This window comes from Novosphingobium sp. PASSN1 (genome assembly GCF_002278815.1).
In genome coordinates this window covers 21,478-47,429 of record NZ_NKIS01000013.1, presented here as the reverse complement: position 1 = coordinate 47,429, position 25,952 = coordinate 21,478, and the positions used below count along the sequence as shown (strand labels likewise).

Below are 25,952 nucleotides of genomic sequence, written 5' to 3'. Positions count from 1 at the left end.
TGCGGCCTGGCGCGCTAGAACACCTTATGAGCGGTCAATTGGAAGCCAAGAGAAATCTGCAAGTCTCAACCTTCGACGCGTATTTTAATCAATTAATTCCAATTGGCAGGGGGCAGTTTATCATGGGCACCTATGGGCACGAAGGCCCCCATAGCACTGTCACCTAGTCAATTTATGAACATTCCTGCAGCGACAGAAATCAAATACCAAATCGATGAGGCCGTGGATGATATTCCAAAGAACTTGCTCTATGCGGCGTTCTCACGCTGCTTCTGCTTTTTTAAAACTGTGAGCCCAGACGGGTCCCGTTCAAGCAACAATAGCGCACTTGTAACCCCATGGCTGACTAGAACCTCACCGCTCTCATATTTTTGAAAGGCGTTAGGCCCACCACCAATTAATCGGCCAGCATCCTTTTGAGTTAATCGCAAGCGCTTTCTGATACGGCGCACGTTCTCGGGCACTAACAAATTTTCTACTTCGGCCTTTAACCTATTGAGAGCACGGTCTGAGACCTTCAGATCCTCACCGGTATGAATACTTTCGTCACTTTCATCACAATACCAGCCAGGCATCTGTATCTCGACTTGTTGGCCCTTATACATAATCGTCATCGGCCGAACGTCACGATACATAACAGAGCCCGTTTCGGGACAGGTAGGGTTACTCATCGACCTTCTCCTTGAACGACAAAAGCAAAAACTCGGCCACAGCATCAGCCGTAAACTTGACGTACAATGTCCCCTCACGGGACGGAACATGATACACATCTTGCCATACTCTATGATCGCGATGTGAAGTCATAGACTTATAAAAGTGACGCCGTTCAATCGTCTGAATAATAGCAACCATGTCTGCTCTGACAAAACCAAGTAATGTAGCTCCTCTAAGCGCTGAACCGGTGACGTTTAGACGATCAACCGCCGAAAACGTAGCTTTGACCGCTTCAATGTCATAAGTGGGCTTACGCTTCTCAGACATTAATCCCGATACCACCATAATGGTGTTTTTTCAAGGCTCAAATTTGCGGAGAACAATCCATCTTTTTCGCACGATTACGGCAGGACGGACCAGAGAGGCGAAACAACACGATATTTTCTAGAAATCCTACCCTGCGCCCAAAACATACATAGGCCTGTGTAATCATCGGCCCAGGTTTGAACGCCCAGAGGGCAGAGGATGGACTCCAGATAAAGTTGTACATAGTCTCCCTACAGGCCAACGACGGCGACCGAAATAAAGCGCGCGCGTACGCGAGGCAGGATTTGTACAGCACATAGATAGTAAGACGCCATTGGGGGGGAATTGGGGTCAGCCGTCAGAACTTTTGGCACTGATAGGGGCTTAAGCGGCCACCTTCCAACCCTGACTGCCCTGAACAAAGTTTATCCGCTCTTCTCGTTCTTCGCGATCAGCATCCACAAGCAAATCAATCATATCCCTAATGTGCGCATTTCCTTCGTCAAACTCACGATAAAGCGCACGAACAAAGCGATCAGCTATTTTGGGTTGGGTGCCTCGCTTTTCCCACAGAGCAACGGTTTGATCCTCATTGCCAAGTATCAAGGCCAGCTTAGCCTGGCTGAGACCCATTTCCTTGCGCAAAAAGCGCAGCTCAGAGCCAGTCAGCTTAGCCGCTTTATTGACCAGGCCACGAGCAATCGCACGATGTAGGCCCTCAATATCATGTATTGAGACACCATCGCCGTACGGCGTTGTGTGCATATCATAGCCGTTTACGAGCCACACATTCCGCAGCCCGCACTCTTGATAATGATACATATATTTCTCCTAAATCACGGTGATGATGATTGCTCTTTTCGGCAAATCTATCGCCACCGCTACCTCCATGTTGTTGCCCGCAACGCGGTGCGTCAGGGTCAGTTTCCAGCACTGGTGAATGTCCAAAGCCACAGGCTCGGTTACGACACCCCCCTGCAAGCAAGCCAAAACCTGCATGCTGGTAATTTTTCTCTCTTTCATTCGCTTACGAGCGTGTGCCGTAAAGATCACATTAGAGCTATCTTGCGCGATTTCTCGCAACAGCCGTCTTGCATTTGCGTCGTTCAGCCGCATTGGCAATGGATCACTCATAACCCATAAATATTATAGGTACGTTACTATTGCAAGCTATTTTTCGACAATCACGACAATCTGATTCTCAGGCAGTCGTAAAAGCTCTATCGCGTGCCCGAAAAAGCAGAGTCTGCGTCCGAAACAGACGTAGTATCGTGCAACGATCACCTTGAAATTCGAGCATTCAAAAGACAAAGGACACCCTCCCAATGATGTCGTGCATCGTCGACTTGCAAGCGATTGATAACGACCAAAACATTGCCCGCGCATATGCAATTGAATTCGGGCAAGACTTATTTGGCGCATGGGTCTTACGGCGCTATTGGGGTCGAATTGGGACCCAAGGACAATATCAGGAGCTGATCGTATCGTCCAAAGAAAGAGGCTTGAAACTAATCAGCCAATGGCTGAAAGAGCGGGCCCGGGCGCCAACACGAATTGGCATAGCCTATCAAGTGGCGGCCAACGATACCTTTGATCTGTGTGAACTATACGGCAGAATCGGTTGACACGGTATATCGCACACGGGCACGGTATATCGCACACACTAGCCCTAACGACGATTCGGTAGATCGGACACAAAGCATGGCTGCCTCAGAGCAAATCGACCTGTTCTTGGACAGCATGATCGATGCACCTCTCCGCGACGAGCAAGCCACACTCGAGCATCCCTTCTTTAGTCTCACCAAACGCCCACAGCGCGAGCCGATGATCTATGATCACGGTGCGATTTCGATCCAAGTCAGCCCTGGACCTCGTGGGATTGCGACAATATGGGATCGAGACGTTCTAATTTATTGCGCCAGCATCCTAAACGACCGGCTTGGACGTGGCCTGCCTCTGGACCGCAAAATTCGGTTTGCCGCTCACGACTTTCTCAAATTGACTGGTCGTGGCAAAGGACTTCAGGCCTACACCCTATTTCTAGATGCCTTAGAGAGGCTAAACACGACCTCAGTCAAAACTACGATCGCTGCAGGCGACTCAACAGAAAGACGCGGCTTTACTTGGATCTCGGCTTGGCGGGTCATCGAAGATACTCGACCAGATGGCACACGCCGAATGAGAGGCGTTGAAGTCGAACTCTGTGACTGGATGTACCGCGCGATTGTGCAAGATCGGCGAGTTCTTTCGATCAATCCTCAGTATTTTCGCCTTCATAGTGGCTTGGCAAGGCGCCTCTATCAACTCGCCCGCAAACATTGCGGCCGACAGCCCAATTGGAGCATTGGCCTAGTTCGTTTGGCCGAAAAGGTTGGAACAGCTCAAGATCTGCGCTTCTTCAAGCGAGACCTGAAGGCAATAATCGCCAAAGACGGTGTCCCAGATTACACCTTCACGATGACGCGCGATCCAAACGGCGAACTTGAAGCTGCGATGGCAGAACAAGGGATCGATATGAGCGATCTTAAAAACGACAGAATTTTGGTGGTCGTTACCCCGAAATTCGAGACCTCGCACCAAGGCGACGGTAAACCAATTGGCATAGGCAAGCCGAAAAGGGCACGAAAAGCTAAGGCAGACAACGAAGACTAGGTTCGAGGAAAACGCCCTTTTTCTTATCGGTATATCGCACACGCAATGTGCCTATAACTATCGCCTTTGCTTCCAACTAACGACCCCAAAAAGGCACCTAATGGCCCCCTGCCCCACAATGGCATCAACTGAGGCTCGATCTCGTCAGAAAGACGAAAATTATACATCCCTGATACGGTATATCGCACACGACAATAAGTGAGAATGCGCAATCCTGTACGGTATATCGCGCACATTCTTATCGGTAGAACGCCCACAAAATATCGGTATAACGCCCACATTATGATCGGTAGATCACACACGCTTTATCGGTATATCGCACACTAACACATTCGCTTAACAAGTTGAAACAGTTGAAATAATGCTGACTTTTAAGCGCCGCTAACTCTCTAACATGAATCTAACATTCTTAACGAAGCCGCAGTTTGCGTGCGTGATAAATCACGCAAACTGGCGGTCAACCACAATAAGCGTAGTCTCTGAACCTCTTAAAGGAAATCGACCAATAACTGATTAGAAGCCCGCGAAGAGGGAAGTCCACATTGGTGCAGTAGAGATCGCGGTTCCCAAAGCGCCACCAATAGCGCCCTCAAATATTGTTTTCAAAGACTTGCCGGCGGCCTTGATAATCGTCGGATCTGGCTCATCCATCAACTGGGCCTCGATCGTGGCAATTTGAACATCCGCCTTTCGTCTCGAATTTCCATCAAGCTGGAGTTCGTCGATATTAGAGCGGTAAAATGTTACAAGTTCTCTGAGGTTCTGATTTGAATAAGTGGTTGATTGCGTTGCATGGCCTCCTGAACCGACCACCTGCAGCGGCGAATTGGTCAAATTGCCAATGTTAAAGACAGGTCCACTCTGAGAATTAGCTTCTTTGTACTCCAAGCGCCTTCGCGCAGCAGACGAAATGTCGACATAACAAGTAGCCCCTCTTACATTCACAATGTCGCCAGCATCTAACAAGCCTTGCATTGCCCGATCACGGCGATTTTCATCCCACTCGGGCAAAAGCTTTCTATGGGCACTGTGGACAGAAGCACGCCGAAAATCAGCTCCACTCAACCTAAAAAGAGCCATGAGCAATTCTTCCTTATCATTCTCGATGGAAGTGGCTCCGCTTTCATCCAACCTTACTATCACCGGGGCTAAATCCTCAATGTATGCAGCAAAGTCGCGATTAAACGGGACAATGACAGCCTTCGTAATCGCTCTGATGTCACCAACAATCTTTCGCCCACTATAGAAAAATGTATGCGCGAAATCGAGGAACCAATTTGGATCTTGAGCCGCACGATCTATCAAATGCACAACTAAGCCAAATTCCTGCTCGACATCAGACGGCCACTTCAACTGGCCGCTGCCCAGGCTACCTTCGTTGCGGTCCGCCGCGGCCAAAAAGGCTTCAAAATCTGCGCCAGCCCGTAGCTTAGTAACGACTTCCCTCAGTTCTGGCCTATCCAAAGCCAGAGAGAGGCGTTCCAAAGGTCTTTGATAAGTGTTGTAATCAGCAGCTTGAAGATCAAGAACCGCGTCTTTTATCGCGCGTAGCGCCGCCTCGATGCTCACTCTTCGACGTCCAAATTCGTGCGTGCTTCAGCTGCGAAATCCAGGATGGCCCTACGATTAGCTTCCTTGAAGGTGTCCACAAGATTCTGAACTGCTTCATTGTTTCCAAAGCTGCCTACACGCTCATCAACAAGTGATTCCATATTCTGAATTGCTAACTCTATGCTTTGCGGGTCGTTTGGGTCAAAGCTCACTTTACCTAGCTCACCGTCTAAGGAGGACAGAGCCCTTGCCAGGTCCTCCAGCGATCGCTTAAGTTTATCCAACCCTTTAATCCGCATCTTTTCGGCTCCGGCTAAAATGAAAACCGATTGTATAACATGCTGACAATTGCAGTCATCAACACAAGATCGACTCACAAAAAGAACCACCCGCAATGCCAGCCGCTCAAAACGGCCAAATATCTATCAACCGTGGATTTTGAAAGCATCGGCTAAAGCGATTTCGAAGAAAAATGTCTCAATCGCCGAAAGGGGTGTTACTGGGCATGAATCCCAAGGATTAGGCTGTACTAGTTGGCGTCATTCGTGTGGAGCAAGTCTATGTCTGAAACCCATCTCGGAGCCGCGATGGCCGGCGGCAATCCAAGCCAAGGCCGAAGCGATCATGATCTCTATGAAACCCCGCCTCTGGCCACCTTGGCGCTCGTTAATTGGCTAGGCCCTGCCCTGCCCACTCAGGTCTGGGAAATCGCTTGTGGAAATCATCATATCACCAACGTCCTGCGTGCCCACGGCTGCGAGGTCTTTGAAAACGATCTGATCGATCGCGGCGATCATGTCGTCTCGGATTATCTGGCGTCGTCGGCGGCCGAGGCCCCCTTCTCGCCCCTCGCCATCATCACCAATCCCCCTTGGGATCAGGCGTCCGCCTTCATTGAGCATAGTCTCCTTGTGCACCAACCGCGCTTCATGGCGCTCCTGCTCAAAGCCCAATTCTTCCATAATCGCGCGGGCGTGAAACTGAGTGGCAACCCTCTAACGCGGCCCACTCACACTCTGCCCGTGTCATTTCGTCTTGATTTTAGAGGGCGCCGAAATCCCGCCATGGATTGCACCTGGTTCCTCTGGGCGCCCGATCTTGTCGATAGCCATCCACGTTTTGAAGCCCTCGCCCGTCCTATCTGAAGGCTTTAGGCCGCGCAGGCTACCGTACTCGGCTGGCGCGTATCCCGGCACCAGATCAAAAACTCGGTAAGATCAAGCAAAGCTGCAGGGCCAACCCCCTCAAATTTCTTATCCTGATAATTGCTCTGGCGCGTCAGCTCGCCGAGATTGCCGGTTGCTTCAAACAAGTCCGAGAAGTCAAACAGGGGTTTGAATTCCTTAGCAGCGTTTACCAGCTCGAGCTGGTAGATCCAGTGACCGTGATTGTGTTGAAGATCCCGACATGTCCACTCAAACAGCGTCTCTATGTGATTGCGGAACATTGTTTGGCGTACCCAATATTCCCGGCGCATCAAAACCGCCTGTATGACCGCCACGTGCGTCGATACAGGCCGCACTAAAGGATGACGCCACTGGCAAAAATCATTTGCCTGGTGTGAAACTTCCCGGCACGCCTGAACAACTTCCAAAAACTCCCCTCGACAGCCTGCCCCCACTGCCCTTCCATTCTTCAGATCTCTGTAGGAAATCCCAAGGATCTGTCTCAGCGTAATCAAGCCTTCGATATGCCCCTGAAACGCCCTGTTGGCCCGCTCACTCATCCGAAAAGCACGAACCGGTACATCGAGCCATTTATGAACGCCGTCTTCTTTTAAAATCTCGTCGCAGGCTCTGTGCCACGCAAACTCCATGTCTCTGGGCCGCCATTCGCCAGGCTCGTTTCCGCGTCTTAACTTGTAGATACTCTGGCCAAAGGTTTTGTTTTGAACCTGCTCCAGCAGCCATCTGGGCAAGCCCGCAAGTCGGGCTCCGCCGACGCGTTGATAGATCTCCGACTGGAAAACCTCCTCGCCCTTTTGCCTTGAAAATTCCCCTATCGTTGGAAAGTTTTGTGCGATCGCCGCCATGCTTTGGGGTAAAATCGGGGCCAAGGGTAAGGCTAAATCTGCTTGATCCCTCTGGGCAAGTTGCTCGTTGAACTTATTGAATTCACGCTCTAGTCGCTCAATTACCCACTTTTGCTCAGCCAATAATCTATCCTCCAATAGTCCCAAGGCCATTCTGGCCTCTGAATCGTCCAATAAAGCTCGCAGAATCCAGATGCGTTGAGCCAAATCTAGCCTTACGCATGGGCTCTTGCGGGCGTCCCCGGTCAAAGCCGGGTCGGGCTCTATTCGCGCCAGAGGCGCTCACCGAGCCAGCTGCGCCGTCTCGGCCCTTCGGGTGGCGATCCCTAACGCACGCTACCACAAGCTACCCGTTTTGAAAGAGTCCTGCCCCACTCAGAAGCGTGATTTCGAGGGCGAGGCCGCGCCTCAGACAAGAGCCAGCAATCATTTTGGGGGCAAAAATCGCTGACCTGCATTCAGGCGATCTGTTAGGTTCTCAGATGGATCCCGCGTGAGCTCACCAAAGTCTGTCGAGTATCAGTTTATCGCCTTTTGGTCAGGAGAGATGCGCCATATTTCAACTCATGTCATGCGAGAAATGGGCTATGAAAGTAGGGGAACTGGGAGCAATCGAAGTGACTAGTATAGCTGATTACAACGCGGTCACCCTCCTCGTAGGCATTTGCGTCTGGACAATAGGACTAATGGTCGCGACCATTTGGGCTGCTATTGGCTCGAGGGAATAGGTGTTCATCCTATCATGAAGGACCACCATTAAAGCCGCCATCTTTGTGCCAAGTTGCCCATGATGTACCGAAGTATCCCACCCATTTTGTCGAGTGGTCGAACGCTCCTATCGATTTTTGCGATCACGATGTGGCGCAAACCTGCCGACGGTATGATGCGAAAGTGACGACGGTGTGCCGCTAGATTGGCGGCGGTATGATGCAATGTAGGCGGCGGTATGACGCGAATTGAGCGACGGTGTGGCGCGCGGCGATAGTTTTGCAACTTTCTCTCTTAAAACTTGAGTTTTTTCAGGTGCCTGCAAGGTCCTGCATGGAGTGCGTTAGGTACGACCACGAAGCCCAAGGGGCGCAGTGCATAATATAGGGTGTGGACCCTCAGGCTTGGATTTTTCAAGGACTTTTGTGTTTGAAGTCTTTTTTGCTCACCAAATTTAAGGATTTGTTAAGCAAAATTGCAAGATTGAACGAAACATAGCATAGATATGCTGAAACTCCTTCAATTGACCTTCGCCGACTGCGAAAGGATGAAAACGTGGTACAGAATAACTATGGCTCTGAAGCGAGTCGGATCGGCGCATTAGCCCAAGCGGGCGAGGAAATGGTTGAACGGCTCCGGCGTACCGCCTTTCTTCCAGGCGCAAGGAAAGGCTTGCAAGTTCGCTTTGGGATAGCCGAAGCGGCTGAACTTTTGGGTTGTTCTACAAATCGTATCCGGATGGCTGAGCAGGATGGCCGACTTCCGCCAGCACCTGAAAGCGAGACCGGGCGAAGATTGGGATATGATATTTCGGCACTATTGAATATGCGCGAGGTTTTAGGTGCGTCCCCACGTAGGCGCGAGCAGGACCCACCTGCAATCATCGCAGTCCAAAACTTTAAAGGCGGTGTTGGAAAGTCCACCCTAACGACCCACTTGGCGCATTACTTGGGTATTGCAGGCTATCGAGTGTTGGTTGTGGATTGTGACAGTCAAGCTACAACGACCACTCTTTTTGGCTTCAATCCCCATTTCGCGATCCGCCAAGAGGAAACTCTCTACCCTTATCTGGCATTGGAGCCGACAGAGGATGATTTGGCCTATGCAGTGAAAGGGACTGTCTGGCCTAATGTTGATCTCATTCCCTCAAATCTGCAGTTGTTCGACGTTGAATATGAGCTCGCGGCTGCAGGATCCCGTGGTGGTAGCGTGCTACCTGCCCGGTTTCGCAAGCTGCGCGAAGGGTTGGCTAAATTAGCGCGGAACTACGATGTGGTGATCCTTGACCCACCCCCTGCCCTCGGGACGATTTCGTTGGCGGTTATGCAAGCAGCCAATGCGCTTCTGGTACCATTAGCGGCAACCACGCCCGACTTTTGCTCTACTGTCCAGTTTTTATCGATGATGGATCAAGTCCTAGAGCAATTAAGTGGTGCCGGCATCGAAGTTGATTATGATTTTGTGCGCCTGATGTGTTCGAAGTTTGATGCCAATGACCCTAGCCATTCAATGGTGCAAAAAGTCATGGAGCAAGCGTTTGGCCCTGCCCTACTCCCGGTTTCCTTACTGGAATCGGCAGAAATTAGCCATGCTGCGTTACGGATGATGACAGTTTATGAACTTGAAAGACCGGTCGGGACGCCAAAGACCCACAAACGATGTCGCCAGAATCTGGATGAAGCATTTGCTCAAGTTGAGCAGCTAATTAGGCGACGTTGGGGCCGCGTTTCTGCAGGCAATCCTACCCTACTAATGGGGGTAGTATAATGGACGTACTTTGTACTACTTCGCTTTACCGGACCATGCCGTGTGCCAGTGGCTGTAGTAGTGGTTGGTATGGCTCAGCCTTATCAGACAGGGGCCCTTTAGCCGAAGGAATGTTCCTGTCTTTCCGCCTCCCCTCCCCCCCTAAATTCAGACTTGGATAAGCGCTATGTCAAAACGTCAGCTTGACTATCTCAACGAGCTTCTAAGCACGCCAGCGGATGGTACTCCCATTGATTTAGAACACGCACCGGTCGATGAGGCGCCTGAGCATCCGCGCGCCAAGCGTGGCAGCACTCTGTTGTCTCGTGATAACGCGCTGGCCAAAATCGCTTCTGGAGATGTGCGCCAGATTACGCAACTGTTGCTTGATCCATGCAGAGTACGGGTGTGGTCTGGAAATGCGAGGTATCAAGCGGGGCTCAATGAAGCAAATTGCCGGGATCTGATCGACGCGATTTTATCAGAGGGCGGCCAGAAAGTTCCAGCGATTGTTCGCCGTGTCGAAGGAGATTCTACCTACGACTACGAGGTGATCGCCGGCACCCGGCGGCATTGGGCGATTTCTTGGCTTCGTAGAAATTCTTGGCCGGATATGATGTTCCTCGCGCAGGTCCATGTTCTCGATGACGAGAGCGCGTTTCGACTTGCCGACGTCGAAAACCGCGCGCGCCGGGATGTGTCAGATTTTGAACGCGCAAAGAATTATCTTCAGGCACTTTCTGGCTATTATGGCGGAAAGCAGAAGCGCATGGCTGAGCGATTGCGCGTTTCTGAAGGCTGGCTCTCGAAAATGTTGAAAGTTGCAACATTGCCTGAATGGGCTGTAGCGGCCTTTTCTGGGCGTGGGGATATCCAGCTAAAGACTGTTTACCCTTTGGCCCAGTTTCTGGACCTGTTGGATAAGCAAGGCGATACAAGTGACCTTTCCAAAGTTAGGGCTTCAGCTGGGGAAATTCGCGCAGAACAAGCCAGTCGTGTTGAGCGAGGCCTTCCGCCAATAGGAGCTAGCGACGTCGTGAAGACGCTGATGTCTGCAGGGCAGGGTGCTGAACAAGGCGAATTGCTGTTTGAGGCCGACTCGAAGCACGGTCGAAAAGCGCTGTCGGTGTTGTCCTCCAATCGCAACGGAATCACGCTGCGTCTGCATAGCGGATCGGGAGCAGGTGAAGCCGAAGTGTTGGATTTGGTGAAGGCGGCGCTTACCGCCTTGGAAGCTAAGGGCAGGGGCCTTGGGCGATGAATGTGAGATAGAAGACATGGGCAGAACAAAAAATTTCCCCGGGGAAATTATCGTTCGATTAGAGCTTAGTGGAAACTGGGACCACACCAGTCTTTCCCCGGGGAAATCTTTCACGTCTATACTTTTGGGGCCTTACCAATGATACGCGCAAAGCCCGCGGCGGCACCAGAGCAAATCGACCTATTTCTTCCGTATTTGTCAGACCTTTCATTGCGCGATCAGCGCGAAATGATGGAACGCCCCTTCTTTAGTCTTGCCAAATCAAAGCGGATCAAGCCCATCGATTACACGTCACCAGACGGCAAAATCTGGGTACACGTTTCAGCCAACCCCGATTATGGAATGGCGACAATCTGGGATGCTGACATTCTAATATACTGCGCGAGTATGTTAAACGACATGAAGGGCAGGGGAGTTAATGATATTCCTCGCGTCATAAACATCATGCCTTATGACTTGTTGCGCGCTATCGGCAGACCCACCACTGGAAGGGCATACGAATTGCTGGCGGGGTCTCTTGATCGCCTTCAATCAACGACTGTCAAAACCAATATCCGCGCTGACCAACGACGTGAAGCTACATTTTCTTGGCTCGATAGCTGGAGCCAATTGGTTGATGAAAGAACCGAGCGCTCACGTGGTATGCAACTAGCTCTTTCTAGCTGGTTCTATGATGGCGTTCTGATGAATGGCGGTGTTCTTGCCATCGACCGTGCATACTTCAATATCACGGGTGGTCGCGAGCGCTGGCTTTATAAAGTTGCGCGCAAGCACGCTGGAGGAGCAGGGGAGGGGGGGTTTGCAATAGCTCTGCCAACTTTATTCGAGAAGTCTGGTGCGGAAGGGCCGTATCGACGTTTCAAGTTTGAAATTACGGTGATCGCTAAACGCAATGAGATCCCCGGCTATAACTTGGCTCTTGAGAATGCTGCGAATGCTAAAGAGCCACTACTCCGCATGACACGGATCGTCGACAAGCGGCCTCAAGCAACGCCAGACTCGCAGGGCATACAGCTGAAAACAGACCCTAAGACGACAGACGCCAAAGCTAACACGAAACCAAAACCCTTCTCACAGGGTATGACAGATCGCGAAGCTGCGGGATACATAACGGACGAAACGCTTGCATATGTTCGCGCCCATTTTCGTGGCTGGGACTTCCATGCCCTGCACGAGGACTTCAGGACCTGGCTGAAAGACGATGAGGCACGAACCCCGGCCAATTACCAAAAGGCTTTCATCGGATATGTGAAACGATACCACCAACGCAATCGGTTCACACTTTAATTTGAGAATACTTGGGACGCAGATAGCTGTCGCGTTCTCGAAGTGACGACTTGCCGTGAACCAAGAGTGTGTCGACCGACTCAACGAAGCGTCCAAACATCCCGTTTGAAGGGATTATGCGAATCAGACTCCCAAACTCGTTCAAAATACCCAGCCCACACCCAACCCGTCGACACTTTAGGAACGAATAGATCCGACCAACGACACTTCAGGAACAATCACGCGATCCTTCGAGAACAAAAGTGCCGACACTTCGCGAACAATTTCACGACACAACAGGAACCCTCGAAAACAATTATTATCTAATAAACAATATCTTATGGTGCATTTACAGCGCTTAACTTATATAACACCACCCTAAAATTTAAACGATGACCGATTTTATAAAAATTGATAAATAGACGAAGATCAGGAACTATTTGGTTGCTGATAACAGGCTAGGTAACCCGCAAACCGTTCTAAGCCCTAGTCGAAAGCTTGACTTGGTGGCAGCGGGAGGGACGTCAGCTTCGAACACCAGACTATTCTGCCATTCATCACAATTGTCATATGGTACCAACTATCGCATCGATTGCCAAAAGGCGGTCAGTTTGGCGCTTTGGCGGCGATAGGCTGATCCAGAAAACCAACCCTATCTTTTAAAAATGTACCCTGCTTACACCCTCGGTTCGCAGCCGACATCTCACACCGCCGAAAACCTCATCATATCTGCAAACATCAATTTTTTAGATTGGCCGTGGTTTGCTTTGCGCCATAGGTTGCCGTTGCGTGTCGCCTAGAGCTTTCTTCTAAGCGGACATTGCTACCATGAAAAATGATAGTGTTTTGACTGTAAATCAGCTGCTTGTATGCTGTGGCAGCGTGAGCGTGGGGCGCGTCCAGATCTTGTAAAGCTGAATTGCTAATCAAGACAGAGCGCCAGGCCGTCTAACCAGTTTCCTTCGATTGATTAAGCGATTTGCGTTCCCGAGCAGCAAGTCCGCATGCAGGCTCTCATCTTCATAAACTGGTAGCTGGTCGATTTGCCCAGACCTAGCTAATCTGTCGATCGCGCCTAATGCGAATGTAGATGATACACCGTTGTCAGCGAAAGCAGTCTTGAGCAAAAGAGAAAGCCAGTCGGGACCAAGTCGGTTTAGTGTAAGCCCTCTTTCATACTCGGACCAGTTTGGGAGAGCGGACAGCAAAGAGATTGCCGGTTCAAGCGCCTCACAATCAATACAACCAATTACAACCGCTACCTTATGGCGTACAACGATTGAGGGGTCAGCAGCTATCGACAGTACAATTGAAATTTGCTTTGAACTTAGTTCCTTTGGGTAACATAGCGCCCCATCTAGGATGTAACCCCTCGACCAATCCGACTCGTCATCTATTAACGCAAGTGCAGCATTTAGGGCAGGAAAAGATTTCGCACTTAGCCGCCCGTATATGCTGAGCCCCAAACGTCTGACCGAACGATCTTGATTACTGAGCAGTTCAATCAATGGCTCAGGCCTAGCCGCATCAAAATCAATCTGTGCAGTATTTAATAGTCCATCTAATTCTTGATCAGAGAGATTGTTCTTTGCCAATCTTTTGTAAGTGCCTTCGTATGCGTCCATAAGGTAAAGCCATGCATTCAGAGGTGGACTGGAAGTGCAGGATTTAGCAGTATTCATTTAGTGCACAAGCGTTTGCCTTCCGCTCCTGTGCCAGAGATATTTTAGCGGAGGTTTGTGATCGAAACCCGCCATTCCGCTCTCGGTCAGCTATTGCCATAAGCAGGCGACCTCCAAAGTATTAGTTCAAGGCAAGTGTGATCGTAATTTGTGTGAAAGATTTAGTGACCGGCCAACTGGCACAAGTGACGAACACACGGGCTGGAGGTGGCCGCTTTTCATGGTAAAAGACTCGTCACTATAAGGCTTATGACAGCATGTTAACGGCGAATATGCGAGCTCCAGCCTAGCGAATCATAAAAATCCTATAATTCAATTGGATAAATCAACGCAGCCCGATTCCATGTCCCTTAACTGTTCAGCACGAGTTCGAGTTCAGCGGGGATTCACAGACCGCCGAGAACATGCTACTATTTCGGCTTCAGGCGAAAGGGTGGCGTGGTAAGCTAATGGCGAGAAGTGATCTCCTTGTTTCGTTGGTGAAGGCTGGAGCTTCTGGTGACCGTTCCACATTAACTACGACTGTCGAGGCTATTGTCGCCGACGAACGCGCCAAAAGCCACCATATCCTAGCGGATAGACTTCATCGCGCCTTGGCTTCGGTGCCTGTCACCGCTTCGAGCGAACTGAGGCGCACCGGTGCCTCTGGGCGCGACTTCGTCATCGAATCAGAGCCGCGCGTCACACTCAGTAACCTTATCCTAACGCTCCCAGCCGAGCGGCTTACCCGTCAGTTGATCGAGGAGCAGCACCGCGCTGACCTGTTGCGCGCGCAAGGCATGCAACCACGCAATCGAATCCTGCTCTCGGGTCCTCCCGGGAACGGCAAGACTTCACTCGCCGAGGCGGTGGCAGAGGCGATCGCGGTGCCTTTGCTAACAGTCCGCTATGATGCGCTGGTCGGTGCCTATCTCGGTGAGACTAATGCGCGGCTCGCCCGGCTGTTTGAATATGTGCGGGCAACGCCCTGCGTGCTGTTCTTCGATGAGTTCGACGCGGTCGGCAAGGAGCGCGGCGACATCCACGAGACCGGTGAGATAAAACGCGTCGTCTCGTTTCTACTCATGCAACTCGACCAGTTACCAAGCTATGTCGTAGTGGTCGCCGCGACCAATCATGCGGAGCTGCTCGACCGAGCCGTATGGAGGCGCTTCCAATTGCGGATTGACATGCCGCTGCCGTCGCGAGATTCCGCTGCGGTCCTGATCGAGCGGTTTTTCGAGATGTGGCCGGAGCCGTCGGGGATGACTGCTACCGCGGTTGCCACCCAAATGGGTCCATCAAGCTTCGCCGACATTTATGAATTTTGTCAGAATATTCGACGACGACACATTTTATCCCAAGGATCCGAGACATTAAGGGGCGTCCTTGCCCAAGAGCTTCGTCTTTGGAAAACTCGCATTAGATCGGAAAACGATGGCACTTCCCCCGAAACAACCCCTCCTGCGCATAGACGCCCCCAGAGTGATACCACGAAGGCCAGGAAGCGGATTCGGACGCTCACGTAAATTCGAACCGGGAGATCAGGCCCGAACCGCTGCTGGCCAGAGACTTACGGGGCTTGCCGCCCAACTGGATGCCAACACACCACTGCTTCAGCTCCGCGCCGATCCAGCTGCATTGGCCCCGGAGCGGCTGCTCGTGTTTGAATTAACCGGCGGGGTGATGAAGTTCACCGAAGCGGTCCGCCTCGTGCCTGGGCTAGAGTTTCTTGGTGCCGAGGATCTCGAGGAGGATGAGCACGACGAAAGCCCCGCGGTCTATCTGATGGTTCCTAGCGAGGCGGCTCTTCGAGGCATCGTGACGCTATGGCGGGGCTGGCAGAATACGGGCAACGTTCCGCCACGGTTCAGTGTGTGGAAGTCAATGCTGTCACAGCTTCGCGATATCCGGCCTTGGGGGCCGCAGGATCGCGTCACCAAAGAGGATCTCGAAGTGTTGACTGGCGAGCTTGGCGTTGGCGCGCCAACTACGCGCGTCGAGGTCGAGCTGGTCTTTCGACGCAATGGCGACCCTGTCGAGGCTGAGGCGCAGGCAGGCATTCTTGAGGCTGGCGGTGTCATCGTCTCACGTTCGCGCATCGCCGATGCCGGTTATCACGCGTTGCTTGTTGATATTCCCGCAAAAGCTTTGCAAGCTGTCGTAGAGCGCAGCCCGACGGGCTTAGCCGGACTTGAATCGATCCTCCAAATCCGGCCACAGAGCATCTTCCAGATAACACCTTCTGAGGAGGTTGCAGGCCTGCCGGGCGGCGGTGCGCCGACCTTAGTCGGTGAGCCTATCGCGGCGATCTTTGACGCAGTGCCCTTGTCCGCACACCCCAAGCTCGCTGGCACGCTAACTATAGATGATATCTTCGATCTGGACGGCCTTGCCGTCGGAGCGCGTAAACACGGGACGGCTATGGCCTCTGCAGTGATACACGGCGACATTAATGGAGTTTGGGATCGTCCGTTGGAGCGCCGCGTTCATTTCGTCAACATGCTCTATGCGACTGCCAACGCTGACCAACCCGAGCGTTTCCCCGACTTGCTACCTGCCGATATGTTCGAGCGCGCGGTTCTAGCAATGCGCGCGGGCAATGCCCCGACCGCCCGCCACGTCATCATTATAAATGCGTCGCTTGGCGATCCAAATAAGCCTTTCGCAGGCCGCCTTTCAGGCTGGGCGCGTGTTATCGACCACCTCGCCAGCACCTACGGCATTCTTTTTATCATCAGTGCTGGCAATCATCATGCGCCGCTCGAGACCGCCGCGATGACTGCCGGGCAATTTGAAGCGCTGCTTCCCCCGGAGAAGGTGCGAGTGGCACTGAAGGCCAGCGCCGCGCAAATGGCCATGCGGCGCATTCTGGCGCCGGCCGAATCCATGAACGCGATTACTGTAGGTGCCCTGCATGCTGACCAGTTCACCTATCCACTCGCGTTGCCAGCAGATTATTACAACATCTGGGAGCATACAGGCCTCTGCAGCGTTTCGAGCGCCATAGGTCCGGGGCACAATGGCGCGACCAAACCTGAAATCCTTGTCCCGGGAGGGCGTCATCACGTCCGGCTCCAGCCACAGGGCTATGATCATCGCCTAGTGCCGCTGACAACGAACGCCGCTGCCTTTGGCGGCATTGCAGTTGCCGCACCGCAAACGGCTACTTCACTCGGTCCCAACGTAATCGCAAGGTCGATCGGCACAAGCGTAGCGGCTGCACTCGCTACAGGCGTCGCAGCACGCGCGCATGAGGCTTTAGAGGCGGCTTATCCTGATTTCGGGGCAATCCCGAGCGCACAGCGGGCATGTCTGCTCAAGGCGCTGCTTGTTCATGGCGCTCGCTGGACCGATGCTCGTGACCTATTGGTCGAGGTGTTAGGGCCGCCCGAAGGTAAATATAGCTACCGCCAAAAGGATAATGTCCGCCGCTATCTCGGGTTCGGTGTTTACGACCCGGAGCGTATCATCAACTGTGCCGATGACCGCGCGACACTCTGGGCGGTCGGGTCGCTCGCCGCCGATCAGGGGCAACGCTTCCGTGTTCCTTGGCCGGCGACGATGTCGGCCAAAGCGCAGCCGCACGGCTTATCAGCGACGATAGCTTGGTTCTCACCGCCGCGCCCCGGCGCGGTCTCCTATCGTGCCGTTCGGATGAAGATAATCGAGCCCACCCAACTCGGAGAGGCGGGCATCAAGGCCAGTGGCATTCAGCCGGACCCGAAGCAGGCGCATAAAGGCACTGTTGTCCATCGGCGATGGGACGGCAAAAGAGCTGCAGCGATTGGTGCGACAGGGTACTTCGACATCGACGTCCAGCGCGAAGCCGACGATGGCGACATGCCCGCCAATTTCGCCATCGTGACTACGATTGAAATGCCAGGGGATATGGAGGTCTACACTCAGGTTCTGAATCGCGTCGCAATCAAGCCAGTCATTCCGGTTGCCGTTTGATTAGCTGCAAAGCGTGCCAGTCCATATTGGATAGCTACGGCCAAATCGCTTTCTACAATACTACTGCCGTTTATAGCTATTTGTTCTGGCCTTTTAAGTCGATCGGCTTACCCAATTTTCTTGGGGTGTTTTGTGCCTTTGACCGGAGCAAGTCGTCCAACCTAGCCCGTTTAATCACTCAACAATTGCCGACCATGGTCCTGTCAAGCTCGCCTTTTGCCAGCCAATCGTAAATGCAATTCTTGCCAAAGGGCACGTGATCCGCCGCCTTGGCAACTGCTAGCCATGTCTATGGCCTAGGTCCTTCCATGGTCTACTTCTTAAGCCTCCGTCTTGCGTCGACTTGTAGCGGTTCAGTTTCGACGTGATGAGTTTTAAATGGTACAAGACCCCAATTAAATGGCAGCATACCGACAGCGCCAAGCCCAAAGCAGACCAACCGCAATCGGCCAAACCCGGCCAAAACAACAGCAAGTTTCCTGATCAGCAAAGCATCGCCGAGCTAGCCATAAAGCCAGCAAAAAATGCCCCGTTCGGGCCTCTAAACCGACGAATTACGACGACTTACTTCGCTTGAAAACGAACGACTTAAAGCAAGTCATAGGGGGTGTAAGATAACTTGCCTAAAATCACATATAATCAATAGGATAAGCCAACCGACGACTTGGGTCCTTTTATCTTGCCCCCAACGCAAAAAACGACTTACATTCCTCGGGCCTCATTCAAGGCTCGCCATTATCAAGCCAGCCCTATTCTCAAACAAAGCCAGTAAGGCCAGCAAGTGAGGGGAGACCTATACAAGCGCGGTTGTTTGGCATGATCAGCTGCGCCCATAGCTCAGGCAGTTATTGGCAATGTAGGCTCGCGCATAGGCAATCGGCGCCCCATAAATGACCTCTGAAACGTTATTTAGTCTAAGGCTAAAGCCGAAGCCATTAGAACGGCAAGGGCATTGAGGCGGGCGCTAATCGCCTTTGGCGGCGCAGTTTTGATTGGGCCTCGAAGTTTGGACAGTGACGCGGGCAGGGGGCTCTTGGCAAAACCCACCCAACAAGCGGCAGCACTAGAGTTGAGCTACCCGACACATTCTAGCAATCTTGAATGATCAGCCCTCAGAACACTGCGCCCAATGCCGAATGCGCTTTCCATCCGTCACCACCATAAACCTTGCCTCCGTCCGGGCCACATTAGCAGCATCGGCGATCAGTGCTCGGTTCTTTGAGCACCCGCTAATTTTTGGAACAATGCTGGCCCTCGGACTTGGATTTATTGCAGGGGCCTTAGTCGGTTTCTTGAATCAGTCTGGTCCACCAAAGGACAAAAGGCCGTTCGAGTGCCCATACCTGAATTATGAGGCTTTCAAGGCCTATATTTGTTTCGGTTTATGGCGATATGTTTCTAAGTGGGGCCACAAGGGGAACGGAGGAGATATGAGAGAGGGATAGGCAAGATAAAGGGAGGAATTTGTTGCATTATCCTACTGATATTGTTCGCAAAATAGGTGAATCTGGTTGCCCTTCCTGAATTGCCATGAATTACTGTGTCTATGGCTGGTCTAGTAGGCAATTCAGACCGCCATCTGGGAGTTCCGACCATGGCGTATGGCAGTCAGGATCAGGGTGATCGAGGTAGCAGATCAGAGCAGGCTTTCACGCTTCAGGAGCGCTTGAGCCTGCGCCTCGCAAGCCATGGGGCCGAGGCGCAGGCTCGCTTGCCAAGCCGCCTCAAAGGTGACGGCGGCTCTGTCCGGGCCTCTCTCGCCCGCGAGCTGGTCCATGCAAGCGGGCAGGGGGCTCCATTAAAGACTGGATCGGCTTCCAAAGGCGATAATCTACCAGCTGGAGAAGTTACTGCGTCATCCTGCCGGATCCGAATGGAGCCATAGAGAGGAGTATTATCTTGCCAATGCCAACCATTGCACTCGCCAAGAAGCACTTGAACAAGTTGATGCAGGTTATGGAAAAGCGAGAAAGCAGTAACGAGACCAAAAATCTTCTCAGCAAAAACCCAATTTGTCGGGTCGACACCCTATAAGAATCCCTGCGCCCTTTGGGCTTCGTGGTCGTACCTAACGCACTCCATGCAGGGCCTTGCAGGTATCTGAAAGGAATAAAGGTTTCTTATACCGGTCGCCAAAAATATCCGAAGCTGGCAGACAGCCAGCGCATCGCTGGCACACAGCCAGCAATGTGATGGCGAGCAGCCAGCATTGTGCCAGCAGACAGCCAGCATTGTGCCAGCAGACAGCCAGCGTTTTGCTGGCAGGCAGCCAGCGCTTTAATGGCGAACAGCCATCGCAAAAATCGCTGGGAGCGCTCGATCACTCAACAAAATGAGTGAGATACTTCGGCTCTCCATTGACAACTTGGCATAAAAAAGACCACCCGAATAGTGGTCCTTCTTGTTTGTATGAAGACCTATTCCCTCGAGCTAATGGCAGCCCAAATGGTCGCGACCATCAGTCCTATTGTCCAGACGCAAATGCCTATGAGGAGAGTGACAGCGTTGTATTCTGCTATATCAGTCACTTCGATTACTCCCGGTTTGACCTGGACTGTAACCTATTTCTCGCATGGCATGAATTGAAATATGGTGCAGCTTTCGAAATCGTGACAGTGTCAGTATCAGGATCAAGTTGGTCATCCGTGCTTAGATCTTGAGCGGCTCGACATCAAAACCACACTTGGCCGTGCGATGGTTCGCCCATGCATGTTTAAAATCTTGTTGAATTGTCTAGGCGCTTAGTAGCTTGTTTCTAGTTTTTCCGAAGTGACGGAGCGGAAGTGTTCGGACCGTATCAACAAGCCACCAACTCTTACTAAGATTTCATAATTTGTCCCATAATTAACATTATGCGAATCTCTGTTGTTACAGCCCATTGGAGATGTCTCAGTTTGGCTCATTTAAAATGTCACACTGATTGCACGTCTCCCCTTGGCGATTAGGCCGTGGGGGATCGTTATGACGGTAGTAAGCATGAGCGAGCGACAGATTGGCGCTGAAGGGTATTTTTGCAACCACCAAACCGCCTAGCGTAAGGGGACTAACGAGGACACCAATGGTGCTATGCTGCGATTTTTACCGCGCGAAACTGATCTTGCGACCGTCACCGATGCTCTGTTCCATGCCATTGCTGACAAAATGAACCCCACGCTCCAAAAGTGTTTGGGATACATCGCGACCATCAAAGTGCTTTCGACTTTTAACGGTCGAGAGCGCTTCTTGACCAAGTTTTGCGATTGTCTGATGGTAGGGGCCGGAACTTCGCACTTGACTAAGAATCTACACCGGTCAGGTCAACGCTGGCTGAGGCAAGGGTTAGAGATATAGCTATGACCACGCGCATGCAGTTCCCGTCTCTTGCCAAGATAAACTCGCTTTTCTGGATTACGTCGCTGCGGGCCAATGAGGTCGGTGTAACCCGCCGCGTGCTTGATGACCTCGAGCCACTTTGCGAATCTCAGCACCTCCCCTTCGAGCAATTCACTCCGACAACCGCCCCCGAACTCTTGGCCGCCCTCGACGCAATCGCGGTGCAAGCATGCCACGGCATGTTACCCATCATCCATTTCGACACGCACGGCTCGTCGGACGATGGTATCCATATTGTTCAGTCAGGGGAGAATGTCGGCTGGGCTGCGATTGCAGAGAAGCTCCGCATTATCAACCGAATTACAGGCAATAATCTATGCGTCGTCTCAGGCGCTTGCTTCAGCTTTCAAGTGGTGAGTGAGCTCGACATCAACAACACATCCCCCTTCTTTATTCTCCTAGCGCCAGAGCAAGAGATTGCAGCCGGTGACATCGAGGCCAACATCGTCAGCTTTTATCGTGACGTGCTCGACAGGGAGGATGTCGTCACGGCATACGAGCGCTGGTTTCCGGGGGTCCTGCGCCTCTTCCACTGTGAGAAAATGCTGGCGATAGTGCTGGCGAAATATATTAACAATTTCGGACTCGGTCCGCAGCGGCAGAGGCGCAAGGAAGAGTTGGTGACGCGGGCTTTCAATGATGGTGTTCCGCGTAGCCGGCAAAATCTTAGGAGATTGCGCAAAAGTGCAGACAACCTGATCAAAGTGAATGAAGCGCTCATCCAGCGCTTCATACCTACCTTTCTTGCAGGGAAGGCGCCCGAGTTTACGGTCAAACAAATTAGGGACATGGTGATCGCCGCCCGCGCCAATGGCGTGAAGCCTGAAGGTCCATACGCCCAATAGATCGAGTGAGTCACCGCCGGAGCGATGCCGGATGCCACTCGGCGTTCCTCCCATTGCATCAAAATTGCGGGGCGTCTACCTTCCCGCAAGGCGTTCTGCGAGAGACCGGTTCTGGCACACCCAGACGTTGACGCCGCGCCCGCTTAAAGGCGAATTTTGGTCGGTTGCCGCTGGAAGTTCATGAGAAAGGTCTGCCGGGCGCCCTTCCAACCTGGAACGGCCGGACACGCAAATATCGATTGGTCTTTGAGCCACGAAGGTCTCACTGCTATCTCATAAGCTAGAGATGGTCATCGCGTTTATTAAGTCCAAGTTAGAGCAAACATCTGACGGTGCGAAGGGATCTGTCGAGATGGGGGATCTCTTCCAATTGGCGACATCTCTGATGCTTTTTATCGTCACTGGCCCGTCGCACTCTTATCACTACCCCTTGGCCCCATTCCCGAACGCTGCTAGCCAAACTCCTGTTACCACACGGTGCGAGCCAGTCTCGGGTTGGCGCAAGAACTGGCCGGAAAAATGAGCAAATCAATGAACGAAGGCCTAAGTGCAGCAAAGTCAGGCAAAAAGGACGAGTTCTACACTCAATATATCGACATTCAGAAGGAAGTTGAGGCGTATCTGGAGTATGATGCCGATACGTTTCGCGAGAAAATCGTCTACTGCAACTGTGATGACCCCTTCGAGAGCAATTTCTTCAAATTCTTTGCTGCCAACTTTAATCGCCTTGGTCTGAAGAAGCTTATCTCTACGAGCTATGATGGCTCGCCTATTGCGGGCCAACAGCTGACCTTTGAAGATCAAGACAAGTTTGCCCACAAAGCTGAGACTATCGCGATCGAGATTGAAGAGGTCACCGACCTCAACAATGACGGGGCAACCGACATCCAGGATGTAATGCTCTTCCTTGAGGCGAATCCCCATAAGCGGCTTCGCCTAAAGGGCAGCGGGGACTTCAGAAGCCCTGAGTGTGTGGAGCTTCTCAAGCAGGCTGACATCGTAGTCACCAACCCGCCGTTTTCCCTGTTCCGGGAATACATGGCACAGCTGATTGAGTACAATAAGAAATTCCTCATCATCGGCAATTTCAACGCGGTGACTTACAAAGAGGTCTTTCCCTACATCATGTCCAACCGCATTTGGTTGGGGGAAAGCATCCACAGTGGCGACCGTGAGTTTCGGGTTCCTGGCAACTACCCCTTGGAAGCCGCTGGCTTCAGAGTGGATGTAGATGGCAATCGCTTCATTCGGGTCAAAGGTGTGAGGTGGTATACCAACCTTGACCATGGCCGACGCCACGAGCCGCTCAACCTCATGACCATGGAAGACAATCGGAGATTCAACTCCGATGCAAAAGGCGCTGAGGCTTACGCCCGATACGACAACTACGATGCCATTGACGTTCCGGCCTACAAGGCGATCCCAAGCGATTATGATGGGGTGATGGGTGTCCCTATCACCTTTCTCGACTACCATAATCCTGAGCAGTTCGAAATTGTCGGGACCACAGAATCCAATAACCCTCACAACCCTTACCGCACTCGATGGTATTCATCGGCAGAATGTCGTGCTGCGTATTTGGAGCGGTTTGGAAAGCCCGGAGTCTATGATCTGAATGCCTCAGGTGTCATAAACGGCGTCAAGAAGTTTAAGCGAGTTCTCATTCGTAGGAAACAAGGTGTGGGCACATAAAAATGAAGACGAGTCTCCGAACCGACATTACCATTGGGCAGGTCTGCGATGGGTTTGTCTTTAATCAGTTTGAGGGCAAAGGACTTCATGGCTTGTCTGGCAAGCTGACGATCCAACCTGAATACCAGCGCAATTACATCTATGCTGAAAAAGGGGGCAAGCCCGAGCAGGCAGTGATCGCCTCAATTTTGAAGTCATACCCTCTTGGCCTCATCTACTTCAACAAGGTAACAGAGGAGAAATTCGAGGTCCTAGATGGGCAGCAGCGCATCACCAGCGTTGGTAGGTTTGTGACAAACAAGTTCGCCATTATGGACGGCGGAAACCCCAAATACTTTGATAGCCTGCCCAGGGATCAGCAAAACTTGATCCTCCGGACCCCTCTGCTCATCTATGAGTGCGAGGGAACGGAAACTGAGATTAAACAATGGTTCCAAACAATCAACATTTCGGGCATCCCCCTGAATGAGCAGGAATTGCTCAATGCGATTTACTCGGGTCCCTTCGTGACCGCTGCGAAGGCAGAGTTCAGTAACAGTCAGAACGCTAACATCGCCAAGTGGAGCGCGTTTATCAAAGGCAGTGCCAATCGGCAGGATTTCCTCGAGTGTGCTCTCGACTGGGTGAGCAAGGGCAACATCGGCGATTACATGAGCAGCCATCGCCAGAGTGCCAGTATCGTCGAACTCAAAAACTACTTTAATTCAGTTGTTGACTGGGTGACTACCGTGTTCCGGGACGTTGAAAAGGAGATGGCCGGTATCGAGTGGGGCAGGCTCTATGAGGCTCATCGCAACACCCCCTACGATCCTGCGAAAATCTCTGCTGACCTAAAGATGCTCTACGGTGACCCCTGTGTGAAGAACCGAAAGGGCATCTTCGAGTTCATCCTCGGTGGGCAGCAAGATACCAAGCTTCTTGATATCCGCGTGTTCGAGAAGGCAACGGCTCAAGCCGCTTACGCCAAGCAGACCAATAAGGCAGTAGCGGACGGTGTGTCCAATTGTCCTCTTTGCGCGATTGGCAATTCCCCGAACAAAGTGAAAATTTGGGCGTTTAGCGAAATGGATGCCGACCATGTTCAAGCATGGAGCAAGGGTGGTGCCACGACTGCCGAAAATTGTGAGATGCTCTGCGTCACTCACAATAGAGCAAAGGGTAATCGGTAGAGTTTGGTGCAAGATCTCAACGCACCAACGTAGGCAACGCCGAGCTGCCTCTTTGCCCCGTGTCTGCGCTTCAGTAAGACGCATACCAGACTTTCAGCCGCATCGGCCTAATAGCACCCTATTGGCAAAGGTAGTTGCCACAGCTCTGTTCCCGCTCACCGGATCGGGTGTCCAATTCGTAGGCGCTGCACTGCTACCCATCGTTGGGTAGTAGTGCACAACAAACACGACTCTCATAAAAATAGCGTGCCCACTTTGGACTCTGTTCTGTTCCCTCTGACAAAATCGATATTTTGTCAGAGGGAACAGAACAGAGTCGGCCTAAGTAAGCTAGTGGCCTACAATATAAAGACTGGTAACTTCGGTGACCTTCGATTCGCCGATGCTAAAAAAATCTCCGTCGAGGCCGATAATTGTTAATGGGCATGAGAATGGTCTGCTTGGGACAGAGAGCGGTGTAAGCAAATGGCCAATCTGCTTGGCCAGCAGTGCCAAGTGTCCCGGCAAGACAGCCAGGGAGTATGTTCACATGAGACATACATACGTCGTGCAAACAAATCGCTTGCTGATTGCAAGATGAGTTGGCTGGCGATTGCACCCCAAAGGCGTCATGAGGGTGTTCTTGTTGGGTTGAACTCTCAAAAATCAACGACGCTATGCCAATTCAAGACAGTCTGATTTTGGTAATAGTTGGCCGAAAGCGGATGGTCTGGTTTGTATTCAAAAACAAAGCATGCAGACATTGATTTGAGCGAAAATCTAAAGCTTTCTCTGGCCGAGTAACTAGGGATCACATCAACTTCTGCAGGGCCCGTTTGGAGGATTAGCCTACGCGCCCACGCTTCGATCTGTGCAAACAAATATTGTAGACCTGCGCCCAGGCTGCTATCTGAAAAGTGTCACTTGGGGAGTAGCCAGCCGCCCTGACAAGCGGGCCTTTGCGTCAACATACTTGGTCATCTGATCATGGTGCAAAGGGGACGAATTTCGTTCGGGCGAGACCAATGACATTGCACTTCCGTTTTCGCCGGGCGGAGGGGTGCGATGTCGTTGGAATCTTTGCCGCCTGGCCCCAAGGAA

Annotated in this window: 19 protein-coding genes and 1 riboswitch; of the genes, 11 read left to right on the top strand and 8 right to left on the bottom strand. The window is 52.0% G+C overall.

Annotated features, from left to right (window positions below; all coding sequences use genetic code 11):
• Positions 1 to 248: 248 nt before the first annotated feature.
• The 4 genes from CFE35_RS18625 to CFE35_RS18610 form a co-directional block, all read right to left on the bottom strand.
• Positions 249 to 671, bottom strand: a complete 423-nt coding sequence (locus tag CFE35_RS18625; protein ID WP_292932932.1) for a type II toxin-antitoxin system MqsA family antitoxin — start codon at positions 669 to 671, stop codon at positions 249 to 251.
• Entirely contained in the window at positions 664 to 981 is a 318-nt protein-coding gene (locus CFE35_RS18620) for a type II toxin-antitoxin system MqsR family toxin (protein WP_292932931.1), read from the bottom strand. Before CFE35_RS18620 ends, CFE35_RS18625 begins: the two co-directional genes overlap by 8 nt.
• A 363-nt stretch (positions 982 to 1,344) precedes the next feature.
• Positions 1,345 to 1,782, bottom strand: a complete 438-nt coding sequence (locus tag CFE35_RS18615) for a hypothetical protein (RefSeq protein WP_292932930.1) — start codon at positions 1,780 to 1,782, stop codon at positions 1,345 to 1,347.
• A 9-nt stretch (positions 1,783 to 1,791) separates the two neighbouring features.
• On the bottom strand, positions 1,792 to 2,094 hold the full coding sequence (locus CFE35_RS18610) for a DUF4258 domain-containing protein (protein WP_085339929.1): 303 nt from the start codon (positions 2,092 to 2,094) through the stop codon (positions 1,792 to 1,794).
• Between the two features lie 191 nt (positions 2,095 to 2,285).
• Here CFE35_RS18610 and CFE35_RS18605 point away from each other — a divergent pair, with 191 nt between their 5' ends.
• Together CFE35_RS18605 and CFE35_RS18600 are read left to right on the top strand one after the other, a co-directional pair.
• Entirely contained in the window at positions 2,286 to 2,585 is a 300-nt protein-coding gene (locus CFE35_RS18605) for a WGR domain-containing protein (protein ID WP_292932927.1), read from the top strand.
• A gap of 76 nt (positions 2,586 to 2,661) precedes the next feature.
• The gene (locus CFE35_RS18600; RefSeq protein WP_108986017.1) at positions 2,662 to 3,612 is read left to right on the top strand and encodes a replication initiator protein A; all 951 of its coding nucleotides are present in this window, start codon (positions 2,662 to 2,664) and stop codon (positions 3,610 to 3,612) included.
• A 513-nt stretch (positions 3,613 to 4,125) separates the two neighbouring features.
• On the opposite strand, the gene CFE35_RS18595 is transcribed toward CFE35_RS18600, so the two are convergent.
• Positions 4,126 to 5,181, bottom strand: a complete 1,056-nt coding sequence (locus tag CFE35_RS18595) for a hypothetical protein (RefSeq protein ID WP_292932919.1) — start codon at positions 5,179 to 5,181, stop codon at positions 4,126 to 4,128.
• Positions 5,178 to 5,462, bottom strand: a complete 285-nt coding sequence (locus tag CFE35_RS18590) for a hypothetical protein (RefSeq protein ID WP_292932917.1) — start codon at positions 5,460 to 5,462, stop codon at positions 5,178 to 5,180. Before CFE35_RS18590 ends, CFE35_RS18595 begins: the two co-directional genes overlap by 4 nt.
• Before the next feature lie 261 nt (positions 5,463 to 5,723).
• Between CFE35_RS18590 and CFE35_RS18585 the strand changes: the two genes are divergently transcribed.
• Positions 5,724 to 6,308: a hypothetical protein gene (locus CFE35_RS18585; RefSeq protein WP_292932915.1), complete on the top strand. Its 585-nt coding sequence runs from the start codon at positions 5,724 to 5,726 to the stop codon at positions 6,306 to 6,308.
• 5 nt (positions 6,309 to 6,313) lie between these two features.
• Here the strand turns inward: CFE35_RS18585 and CFE35_RS18580 are convergent, their stop codons facing one another.
• A complete protein-coding gene (locus tag CFE35_RS18580) occupies positions 6,314 to 7,318 on the bottom strand; it encodes a hypothetical protein (RefSeq protein WP_292932913.1) in 1,005 nt (334 codons plus the stop codon).
• A gap of 1,206 nt (positions 7,319 to 8,524) precedes the next feature.
• On the opposite strand from CFE35_RS18580, the gene CFE35_RS18575 reads away from it, so the two are divergent.
• The 3 genes from CFE35_RS18575 (at position 8,525) to CFE35_RS18565 (ending at position 12,197) form a co-directional block, all read left to right on the top strand.
• Positions 8,525 to 9,670 carry an AAA family ATPase gene (locus CFE35_RS18575; protein WP_292933054.1) on the top strand — a complete coding sequence of 382 codons (1,146 nt, stop codon included), beginning with the start codon at positions 8,525 to 8,527 and terminating at the stop codon, positions 9,668 to 9,670.
• Between the two features lie 166 nt (positions 9,671 to 9,836).
• Positions 9,837 to 10,910: a ParB/RepB/Spo0J family partition protein gene (locus CFE35_RS18570; RefSeq protein ID WP_292932911.1), complete on the top strand. Its 1,074-nt coding sequence runs from the start codon at positions 9,837 to 9,839 to the stop codon at positions 10,908 to 10,910.
• Between the two features lie 138 nt (positions 10,911 to 11,048).
• A complete protein-coding gene (locus tag CFE35_RS18565) occupies positions 11,049 to 12,197 on the top strand; it encodes a replication initiator protein A (RefSeq protein WP_292932910.1) in 1,149 nt (382 codons plus the stop codon).
• Between the two features lie 905 nt (positions 12,198 to 13,102).
• Here CFE35_RS18565 and CFE35_RS18560 read toward each other — a convergent pair.
• A complete protein-coding gene (locus CFE35_RS18560) occupies positions 13,103 to 13,858 on the bottom strand; it encodes a hypothetical protein (RefSeq protein ID WP_292932908.1) in 756 nt (251 codons plus the stop codon).
• Positions 13,859 to 14,307: 449 nt separating this feature from the next.
• On the opposite strand from CFE35_RS18560, the gene CFE35_RS18555 reads away from it, so the two are divergent.
• From CFE35_RS18555 to CFE35_RS18535, 5 genes are all read left to right on the top strand, one after another.
• The gene (locus CFE35_RS18555; RefSeq protein WP_292932906.1) at positions 14,308 to 15,366 is read left to right on the top strand and encodes an ATP-binding protein; all 1,059 of its coding nucleotides are present in this window, start codon (positions 14,308 to 14,310) and stop codon (positions 15,364 to 15,366) included.
• Positions 15,367 to 15,523: 157 nt separating this feature from the next.
• A complete protein-coding gene (locus CFE35_RS18550; RefSeq protein ID WP_292932904.1) occupies positions 15,524 to 17,794 on the top strand; it encodes a S8 family peptidase in 2,271 nt (756 codons plus the stop codon).
• 3,332 nt (positions 17,795 to 21,126) lie between these two features.
• Positions 21,127 to 22,011: a hypothetical protein gene (locus CFE35_RS18545; protein WP_292932902.1), complete on the top strand. Its 885-nt coding sequence runs from the start codon at positions 21,127 to 21,129 to the stop codon at positions 22,009 to 22,011.
• A gap of 531 nt (positions 22,012 to 22,542) precedes the next feature.
• Positions 22,543 to 23,703 carry an adenine-specific methyltransferase EcoRI family protein gene (locus CFE35_RS18540; RefSeq protein ID WP_292932900.1) on the top strand — a complete coding sequence of 387 codons (1,161 nt, stop codon included), beginning with the start codon at positions 22,543 to 22,545 and terminating at the stop codon, positions 23,701 to 23,703.
• A gap of 2 nt (positions 23,704 to 23,705) precedes the next feature.
• Positions 23,706 to 24,872, top strand: a complete 1,167-nt coding sequence (locus tag CFE35_RS18535; protein WP_292932898.1) for a DUF262 domain-containing protein — start codon at positions 23,706 to 23,708, stop codon at positions 24,870 to 24,872.
• 892 nt (positions 24,873 to 25,764) lie between these two features.
• Positions 25,765 to 25,946: riboswitch (yybP-ykoY riboswitch) on the top strand.
• Positions 25,947 to 25,952: the final 6 nt, after the last annotated feature.